Annotated in this window: 7 protein-coding genes; 2 read left to right on the top strand and 5 right to left on the bottom strand. The window is 75.3% G+C overall.

What is annotated here, in order from left to right; translation table 11 throughout:
* From ACFW9D_RS31395 to ACFW9D_RS31385, 3 genes are all read right to left on the bottom strand, one after another.
* The coding region (locus ACFW9D_RS31395; protein ID WP_384627524.1) for an amino acid permease at positions 1-1,539 on the bottom strand (1,539 nt) is incomplete at its 3' end.
* An 87-nt stretch (positions 1,540-1,626) separates the two neighbouring features.
* A complete protein-coding gene (locus tag ACFW9D_RS31390; RefSeq protein ID WP_384627521.1) occupies positions 1,627-3,744 on the bottom strand; it encodes a phage holin family protein in 2,118 nt (705 codons plus the stop codon).
* 102 nt (positions 3,745-3,846) lie between these two features.
* Complete coding sequence (locus tag ACFW9D_RS31385) at positions 3,847-4,275, bottom strand: hypothetical protein (protein ID WP_188336005.1); 429 nt, start codon at positions 4,273-4,275, stop codon at positions 3,847-3,849.
* Positions 4,276-4,356: 81 nt separating this feature from the next.
* On the opposite strand from ACFW9D_RS31385, the gene ACFW9D_RS31380 reads away from it, so the two are divergent.
* Together ACFW9D_RS31380 and ACFW9D_RS31375 are read left to right on the top strand one after the other, a co-directional pair.
* The gene (locus ACFW9D_RS31380) at positions 4,357-5,130 is read left to right on the top strand and encodes an MBL fold metallo-hydrolase (RefSeq protein WP_384627519.1); all 774 of its coding nucleotides are present in this window, start codon (positions 4,357-4,359) and stop codon (positions 5,128-5,130) included.
* Complete coding sequence (locus ACFW9D_RS31375; RefSeq protein ID WP_188336007.1) at positions 5,127-5,759, top strand: DedA family protein; 633 nt, start codon at positions 5,127-5,129, stop codon at positions 5,757-5,759. The genes ACFW9D_RS31380 and ACFW9D_RS31375 overlap by 4 nt, the downstream gene beginning before the upstream one ends.
* Here ACFW9D_RS31375 and ACFW9D_RS31370 read toward each other — a convergent pair.
* Complete coding sequence (locus tag ACFW9D_RS31370; protein ID WP_384627516.1) at positions 5,739-6,800, bottom strand: MBL fold metallo-hydrolase; 1,062 nt, start codon at positions 6,798-6,800, stop codon at positions 5,739-5,741. The genes ACFW9D_RS31375 and ACFW9D_RS31370 overlap by 21 nt on opposite strands.
* Positions 6,797-8,074: an aminotransferase class I/II-fold pyridoxal phosphate-dependent enzyme gene (locus ACFW9D_RS31365; RefSeq protein ID WP_384627513.1), complete on the bottom strand. Its 1,278-nt coding sequence runs from the start codon at positions 8,072-8,074 to the stop codon at positions 6,797-6,799. The genes ACFW9D_RS31370 and ACFW9D_RS31365 overlap by 4 nt, the downstream gene beginning before the upstream one ends.
* Positions 8,075-8,280: the final 206 nt, after the last annotated feature.

Below are 8,280 nucleotides of genomic sequence, written 5' to 3'. Positions count from 1 at the left end.
CTCCCCCCACACCCCGCAACCCCCCATCCACCCACTTCGGGGGGGCGGGGTTTTGTTTATATCACACCGGGGGCCGCCTGGTCGTGCGGGGGGGCGGGCCCCCGGGGGACCGGCCGGGGGCGCCGGAGTCCCGGCGGCGCGCTTCTTGCGGGCGGCCATGCACGCGTACACGAGGACGCCCGCGAAGAGGAACAGCACGCCCTGGTAGACGGCCGCGTATCCGGCTCCGCCGACCAGCCACATCGAGAAGCCGAACGCGGCGAAGGCGAGCACCATGTCGCGGACCAGGCGGGCCGGCCGGACGCGGTCGCGGCGGCCGGAGAGCAGGAAGTAGATCTGCGCGGCGGTCGCGAGGAGGTAGGGCACCGTGGCCGTGAAGGTCGTGACCAGCACGAGCGTCTCGAAGACCCCGGCGGAACCGAACGTGTAGTTGTAGACGGTCAGCAGGGAGGCCAGGGCCACCGCGACGACGACGCCGAAGGTCGGGATGCCGCGGCTGCGCCGGGTGAACGCGGCGGGGAACAGCCCGTCCTTCGCGGCCGCGTACGGGGTCTGGGCGCTGAGCAGCGTCCAGCCGTTCAGCGCGCCGACGATGGAGACGATCGCGGCGATCGCGACGGCGGTGCCGCCCCAGGTGCCGCCGAACATCGCGTTGACGGCGTCGGAGAGCGGCGCGTCGGAGTCGACGAGCTCGCCGTGCGCGACGGTGCCGAACACGGCGACGGTGCACAGCAGGTAGAGCAGCGCGGCGAGCGTGGTGCCGAGGACGGTGGCGCGGCCGACGTTGCGCTGCGGGTCGCGGACCTCGCCGGCGCTGACGGACGCGGACTCGACACCGATGTAGCTGAACAGCAGGATCGCGGCGGACGCGGAGACGGCGCCGAGCGCGGAGTCGCCACTGGCCTGGAACGGGCCGAGGTTGTCGGCGTCGAAGAAGAACAGGCCGCCGATCGCGACGAGCAGCAGCGGCGCGAACTTCAGGATCGTGGAGACGAGCTGGACCGCGCCGAACCAGCGGGTGCCGGCGAGGTTCGACAGGGCGGGCAGCCACTGGCAGGCGAGAGCCGCGACGATCGTCCACAGGGTGGAGCCGTTCAGCGGGAACAGCACGTCGAGGTAGCCGACGGCGGCGACGGCGAGCGCCGCGTTCGACACCCAGGCGGTGATCCAGTAGCTCCACGCCGCGAGGAACCCGGCGAAGTCGCCGAAGGCCTCACGGGCGTAGACATAGGGACCGCCGGTCTTCGGGTGCCGGTGCGCGAGCCGTCCGAAGACGAGGGCGAGGGCGATGGCGCCGACGGTGAGGACACCGAAGGCGAGCAGGCTGATCGTGCCGTACGGGGCCACGGAGGCGGGGAGCAGGAAGATGCCGCCGCCGATGATGTTGCCCATGACCAGGGCCGTGGCGATCGGCAGTCCGAACCTGCGGGTGTGCCGGCTCTCGCCTCGCGCGTTCTGCGTGTCACCGGACGGGGGCTGAGGGGCCTCCCCCTGGTCGAGCTTCGCCGAGACCTGGAGTGAGGTTCCGGTGTCGTGCATGTGGGGGGTGCCTCTCGGTCGTGCTGGGGCGCCGCGGGATCGCCGGGCGAGGACCCATGGTCCGGCGGGCGGGCACCGGCCGCCAAATCAGGCGGATTCCTCCCGCTGCCCGGGGGGAGCGACCGTAAAAGATGCGATTCCGGCGCCGCCCGCCGGGGATTTCTCCACCGGCACCTGCGGGCCGCTGCTCTCGCGCAGCCAGCGGCGCAGCACGTGGTGGACCTGCTCGGCGCCGACCAGTTCGGTGCCGTCGGCGACCGGCGGGGACAGGTCCGGCGGCGAGAGCAGGAAGGGCCGGCCCTGGGCGCCGCCGAGCCCGCCGTGCGAGCCGATCTGCTCCTCGAAGGCGAGCACCTCGCCGTCCACCGGGTCGTGGAAGGAGTTGACCATGATGTCGGCGGTGTGCGGGAACGCGTGGGTGCGGCGGACGGTGTCGGCGGCGCCGGGGCCGAAGTCGGCGAGCGGCCCCTTCCCGTCGACGAGATCGTCGACCGGCACCTCGGCGCCGCGGGCGCCGAGGACGACGCCGCCGTGCTCGGCGCTGCGCACGAGCAGGAAGCCGACGCCCGGGTGGTGGGCGAGGGTGGTGAGGAGCGCCGGGTGGCGGCGGTCGATCTCCTCCTTCGTCATGCGGTGCGGCACGTCGGGGAACGAGACCAGGCCGAGATTGCCGGAGGCGAGGACGACGGGCTCGCTGCGCCGTCCCCGGAAGACGGGCGGTTCGGTGCGCTCGACGGGCCGGTGCAGGGCGGCGCGCACGGCGGACCTGGCCTCGGCCCCGCTGCGGGTGCGCCGCACCTTGCGCGGCACGGGCAGCCCGCAGCCGGCCCGCACCAGGTCCTGGAGGGTGAGTCCGTAGCGGGAGCGGAAGGTCTCGCCGGGGCTCTGGCCGTGGTCGGACAGGACGACGATGCGGTACGGGCGCGGCGCGTGCTCGGCGACCTTCGCGATCAGGGCGAGCGAGCGGTCGAGCCGTTCGAGGACCTTCTCGGCGTCGCGGCCGAACGGGCCGGAGTGGTGGGCGACCTCGTCGTAGGCGACCAGGTCGGCGTAGACGGCGCTGCGGCCGGCGAGGAGGTCGCCGATGACGGCCGCGACGACGACGTCCCGTTCGACGACGGTGGCGAAGGCGCGGATGAAGGGGTAGAGCCCGCCGCGGCCGACGCGCGGGCGCTCTCCGCGGACGCGGGCCCGGGTGGACTGGCCGATCTCCCGGCCGACCTCGGCGCAGAAGGACAGGGCGGTGCGCACCGCGTTGGCCGGGTCGGAGAAGTAGGCGAAGTAGCCGGCGCGGGAACGGTTCTCCTTGCCGCGGCGCGCGGCGACGGACAGGACGAGGGCGACCTGCTCGGCGCCGCCGCTGAAGAGGTTGCCGCGGCTGGCGCCGTCGAGGGTGAGCAGTCCGCCGTCGCCGGTGTGCTCGACGGCGCGGCGCTGCAGCTCGGTGGCGCTGGTCGGGCGGTTGGACACCTGGATCTCGCCGGTGTCCTTCTCGTACCAGCGGAAGGCGGGCACGTCCCAGGTGGAGCCGTGCAGGATGCCGAGCTGGCTGGCGCCGGTCTGGCTGGACCAGTCGGTGCGCCAGGGGGTGAGCCGGTGGCCGCCCTCGCGCAGCCAGGCGCCGACGGTGGGCATCAGGTCCTGGTCCGCGGCCCGCCTCAGGAGGTCGTGGCCGACGCCGTCGAGCTGGAGGAAGACGGTGCCGGGGGTGGGCGGGCAGCCGGCGTCGGGTCCGGCCCTGCGGCGCCGGCGGGCGGCGAGCCGGTACAGGCGGCGCCGGTAGGCGTCGTCGTCGCGGACGGCGAGGGCACCGCCGGTCGCCGACGCGACGGCGGACATCACGGCGGCCACGACGACGGCGGTCTCCGCGTTGATCTCGCCCCGGCCGTCGGGCACCAGATGGAGGGCGACGAGCAGCACGCCGCCGTTGAGGAAGAAGACGACGAGGCCGAGGACGAGCGCCGGTACGAGGAGCAGGGCGCGGACCAGGATCGGCCAGACCAGGGCGGACAGGACGGCGAAGGCTCCGGCGCCGGACGCGGCGGTGATCGCGACCCGCGTCATGCTGTCGCCGCTCGCGGACTGCAGCTGGAAGTCGGGCAACAGCCCGGCGAGGACCATCATCGTCAGGGTGCTCGCGGCCCACACCGTCAGGGAGCGCCACACCGTGCTCGCCGCCCGCCGCCACCACCGGCCCGATGCCACTTCTCCGGCTCCCCTCGCCCGATCCGCCCCGTTCGTCCTGTCGTCGGCCAGGTTTTCACACGGCCGGGCCCGATCGGTCCGGCCGCACCGGCGTGGCCGGATTCAGCAGCCGTCGTACCCGGCGGTGGGCATCGACAGGCGGCGGTGGACGCGGGCCTTCATCTCCGTGTCGTACGCGGGCTCGGCCAGGCCCGCCGTCTCCATCCGCACCCCGCGCCGCGCACATTCCTTGGTGAACGCCTCGGGCGAGCGGAGGGCCGCGTTCAGCACGCGGTCGCAGGGGACGACGAACAGGTCGACCAGGCCCGCGTCCACGTCGTCCCAGAGCACCTCGTGGTCGGGGCGCAGTCCGTGCACGAGCAGTTCACGCGTGACGACGTAACCGCGCTCGGCGGCCCAGCGGGCGCACATGGCGTGCTGGCTGCGGGAGTCGACGAGGAACGGGTCCGCGTCCAGCTCCTCCAGCGGTGTCAGGCTGGCGATCGACGCGACCCGCAGCGGGCCTGGTCCCGAACCGTCCGGTGCGCCCATGGTGTCCCCCTCACCTCGTCTTTCGGGCTCGACCCTACTCCTGCACGTAGGCTCGGGGCAGTCGCACGGAGGAGGCAACGGGTGCCGGTGGAGATCACCTGGTGGGGTCATGCCACGTGCACGGTCGAGGACACGGGGACCCGGGTGCTCACCGATCCGCTGTTCACGCGGCGCCTCGCGCATCTGCGGCGGCGGCGCGGCGCGCCCCCGCCGCCGAGCGCCGCCCGTGCCGACGTCGTGCTCGTCTCGCATCTGCACGCCGACCATCTGCACGTGCCGTCGCTCGCGCGGCTCGCGCCCGGCACACAGGTGCTCGTGCCGCGCGGCGCGCGCCGCTCCGTGCCGGGGCTGCGCCGGCTGGACGCGCTGCGGATCACGGAGGTCGAGCCCGGTGACGTGGTGAAGGCGGGCGGTGTGTCGGTGCGGGCCGTGCCCGCCGAGCACGACGGGCGGCGGCTCCCGGTGGGCCCGCACCGCTCCCCCGCGCTCGGCTACGTGGTGACGGGCGAGGCCCGGACCTACTTCGCGGGCGACACGGGCCTGTTCGACGGCATGGCGGAGGCGGTGGGCGCCGTGGACGTGGCGCTGCTTCCGGTCGGCGGCTGGGGTCCCTACCTCGGCCCGCACCATCTGGATCCGGCGCGGGCCGCCGAGGCGTTGGCCCGGATCGGGCCGCGCAGCGCGGTGCCGGTGCACTACGGGACGTACTGGCCGATCGGGATGGACGCGGTGCGGCCGCACGAGTTCCACGCGCCGGGCGACGAGTTCGTGCGGCAGGCGGCGCTGGCGGCGCCGGAGGTGGCGGTGCACCGGCTGGGGCACGGCGAGAGCGTGCGTCCGGAGGTGGCCCGTTGATCCTCGCCACCGCCACGCAGGTGGCGCCGGAGTCCACTCAACAGGCCGTCGGCTACCCGTCCTTGTTCCTGCTCGTGTTCATCGGGGCGCTCGTCCCGGTGGTGCCGACGGGCGCGCTGGTGAGTTCGGCCGCGGTCGTGGCGTTCCATCAGACGGCGCCGCTGTCGCTGCTGTTCGTGTTTCTCGTCGCCTCCTTCGCGGCGTTCCTCGGCGACGTCGTCCTGTACTGGCTGGGGCGGCGCGGCATGAGGTCGCGGGGCGGGTCGCGGTGGCTGGAGGCGATCCGGTCTCGGGCGCCGGAGGAGCGGCTGACGCAGGCCCAGGACAAGCTGGCCGACCACGGGGTGCTCGTCCTGGTGCTGTCGCGGCTCGTGCCGGCCGGACGGATCCCGGTGATGCTGGCGTGCCTGCTGGCCGGGATGCCGCTGCGGCGGTTCGCCCGCGGCGACGTCCCGGCCTGTCTGGCCTGGGCGGCGACGTACCAGGTGATCGGGATCCTCGGCGGCTCCCTGTTCCCGGAGCCGTGGCAGGGCGTGGTCGCGGCGGTGGCGCTCACCCTGGTGATCAGCGTGGCTCCCGGTCTGTGGCGGCGGCTGCGGGGCCGGGAGTCAGGCGGTCAGCACGCGTGAGCCGCCCACCGGCAGGTCCCACAGCGCGGTGCGGGACAGGCCGGCGCGCTCCCAGGCGGCCCGCAGCCGGGTGAGCGGCTCCAGGACCGGCTCGGCCGACAGCAGGAACGTGGCCCAGTGCATGGGCGCCATCCGGCGGGCGCCGACGTCCTGCGCGGCGCGCACCGCGTCCTCGGGGTCGCAGTGCACGTCCCGCAGCCACCAGCGCGGTTCGTAGGCGCCGATGGGGAGCAGGGCGAGGTCGATGTCCGGGTGGCGGCGGCCGATCTCCCGGAACCAGTGGCCGTAGCCGGTGTCGCCCGCGAAGTAGATCCGCCGCCCGTCGAGGTCGGTGAGGACCCAGCCGCCCCACAGGGTGCGGCAGGTGTCGGTGAGGCTGCGCTTGGACCAGTGGTGGGCCGGGACGAAGTCGAAGCGGACGCCCTTCAGCTCGGCGGCCTCCCACCAGTCGAGCTCCGCGACGTGGGTGAAGCCCCGCCGGGTGAACCAGCGGGCCAGACCGGCCGGGACCAGGACCGGGGTGTCGCGCGGCAGGCGCTTGAGGGTGGGCCAGTCGAGGTGGTCGTAGTGGTTGTGGCTGATGACGACGGCGTCGACCGGCGGCAGCGCGCTCCAGGCGATGCCGGGCGGGGTGACCCGGGCCGGGGTGCCGAGGATCTTGCGGGACCAGACGGGGTCGGTGAGCACGGTCAGGCCGCCGACCCGGATGATCCAGCTGGCGTGGCCGACCCAGGTGACGGCCGCGGTGCGGGCGTCGACGTCGGGCAGCGGACCCGGCGCGAACGGCAGGTTCGGGATGTCGGCCAGGCCCTCGGCGGAGGGCCGCACCCGGCCCTCGCGGGCGAACCGGGCGAAGCCGCGCAGGCCCGGCAGTGGCGCGGTGAGCCGGTGCGCGAAGGACTTGGGCCAGCGGCGCGGGATCCGCAGGGCGTCCGCTCCCCCGCCGAGCGGCCGCGGCTCGGCGAGGGGCGGCCGGACCGCCGTGGCATCGGCCCGCGGAGCGGGCTCCTCCGTCATCGGCGCTTCGGAGGCTTGCGTCATCGCCGGTACTCCCATCCCTCGCCTGCCGGTCCGCCGCCCGCGGGGCCCGCCGGGCCCGGCTCGCCGCGGATGTCGCCGAGCGTCGACCCCACCATGCTCAACACCCTTTCCACATGCGGCAATTCCAAGGGCTCCGGTGAGGTGAGAGACGCGGCCCGCTCCTCGGGGGTTGAACCGACCAGCGGCCCCGTGGAGAGGCGCACCCGCAGCGCGGCCGGGGTGTCGCCGAAGCGGTGGCCGCCGGGGGCGGGCATGCCGAGCCGGCCGGTGAGGTGGTCCTCCAGTTCCTGGGCGTCCGTGACGCCGCGGGCGGCCAGGTGGGGGCGCAGCGGTTCCAGGTCGGCGTAGAGGTGCCGGCCCGCGCGCGGCGGCCGGGCCAGCGCTCCGGCGGCGAGGACGGCCTCGTGCAGGGCGCCGGCGAGCCGCGCGTGCAGGGCGACGGCGGCGACGCGGCGGGCGGTGACCGCGTCGGGTTCGCCCAGGACGTGTCCCGCGGCGGCCGCGACGGGGGCGGCGAGGAGGGCGCCCGTCGCGGTGAGGATGTCGCGGACCCGGTCGGCGAGCCGGGCGCCCGCGGCGGTGGCGGGGAAGCGGGCGCAGGCCGCGGGGAGCGAGGGCGGCAGGAAGGCGCCGGTCAGATCGGTGAGCACGGTGACCGCGTCCGGGTACATCTCGGCGGGCCCGAACAGGACGGTGTCGGCGCCCGGGTGCACGGTGTCCCGCCACGTCTCGTCGCTCACCACGTGCAGGCCCTCGCCCACGGCGGCCTCGACCGCCTCGTGCAGCACCTCGGGCGGCGCCACGGTCGCGGTCGGGTCGTCGGGGACGGCCAGGACGAGCAGGCGCGGGTCCCCGCCCTCGGCCCGCACCCGGCGCACCGTCTCCAGCAGGGCGTACGGGTCCGGGACGCCGCCGCACTCGGCGGGCGTCGGCACGTGGAAGGCGTCCCGGCCCAGCAGCCGGGCCTGCGGCACCCACCAGGCCGGGCAGGGGCGGGGCACCAGGACGTCGCCGCCGAGCGCGGCGGTGACGGCGAGCAGGAGCGGGGCCCCTCCGGGGGCGGCGGCCACCTGGGTGCGTTCGGTGGGCAGGCCCCGGCGCAGCCAGTAGCCTCCGGCGGCTTCCAGGAGGGGTGGGGGGCCGCCGGGGGGTTCGGGGGCCGCGCGTCCGGCCGCCGCGGCGACGATCGCGCTCAGTTCCGGCAGTACGGGGAGTCCTGGCTCGGGCAGCACGGGCCCGTACCGCACCGGTCCCCGGTCCTCCGCACGCGCCATCCCGCCTCCTCGCTCCGCTTCCCACCAGGGTCACATCGGGCGCGGCACTTGGCGCGCCGGGAACCCGAACGGGGCCACCGGTCCGTCGCGGGGTGCCGCCCGGTGGGGGCTGGTCGCGCAGTTCCCCGCGCCCCTGAAATGCAGACCCTCCGGGTCGCATTTCCCCGATGCCCTGGCGCCCGATGAGATCGCGCACGAAGTGCGCA

Origin of the sequence: Streptomyces sp. NPDC059524 (genome assembly GCF_042749255.1) — a bacterium.
In the GTDB taxonomy this organism is placed as follows: Bacteria; Actinomycetota; Actinomycetes; order Streptomycetales; family Streptomycetaceae; genus Streptomyces; species Streptomyces xanthii.
This window is presented reverse-complemented; position numbering and strand designations above follow the sequence as displayed.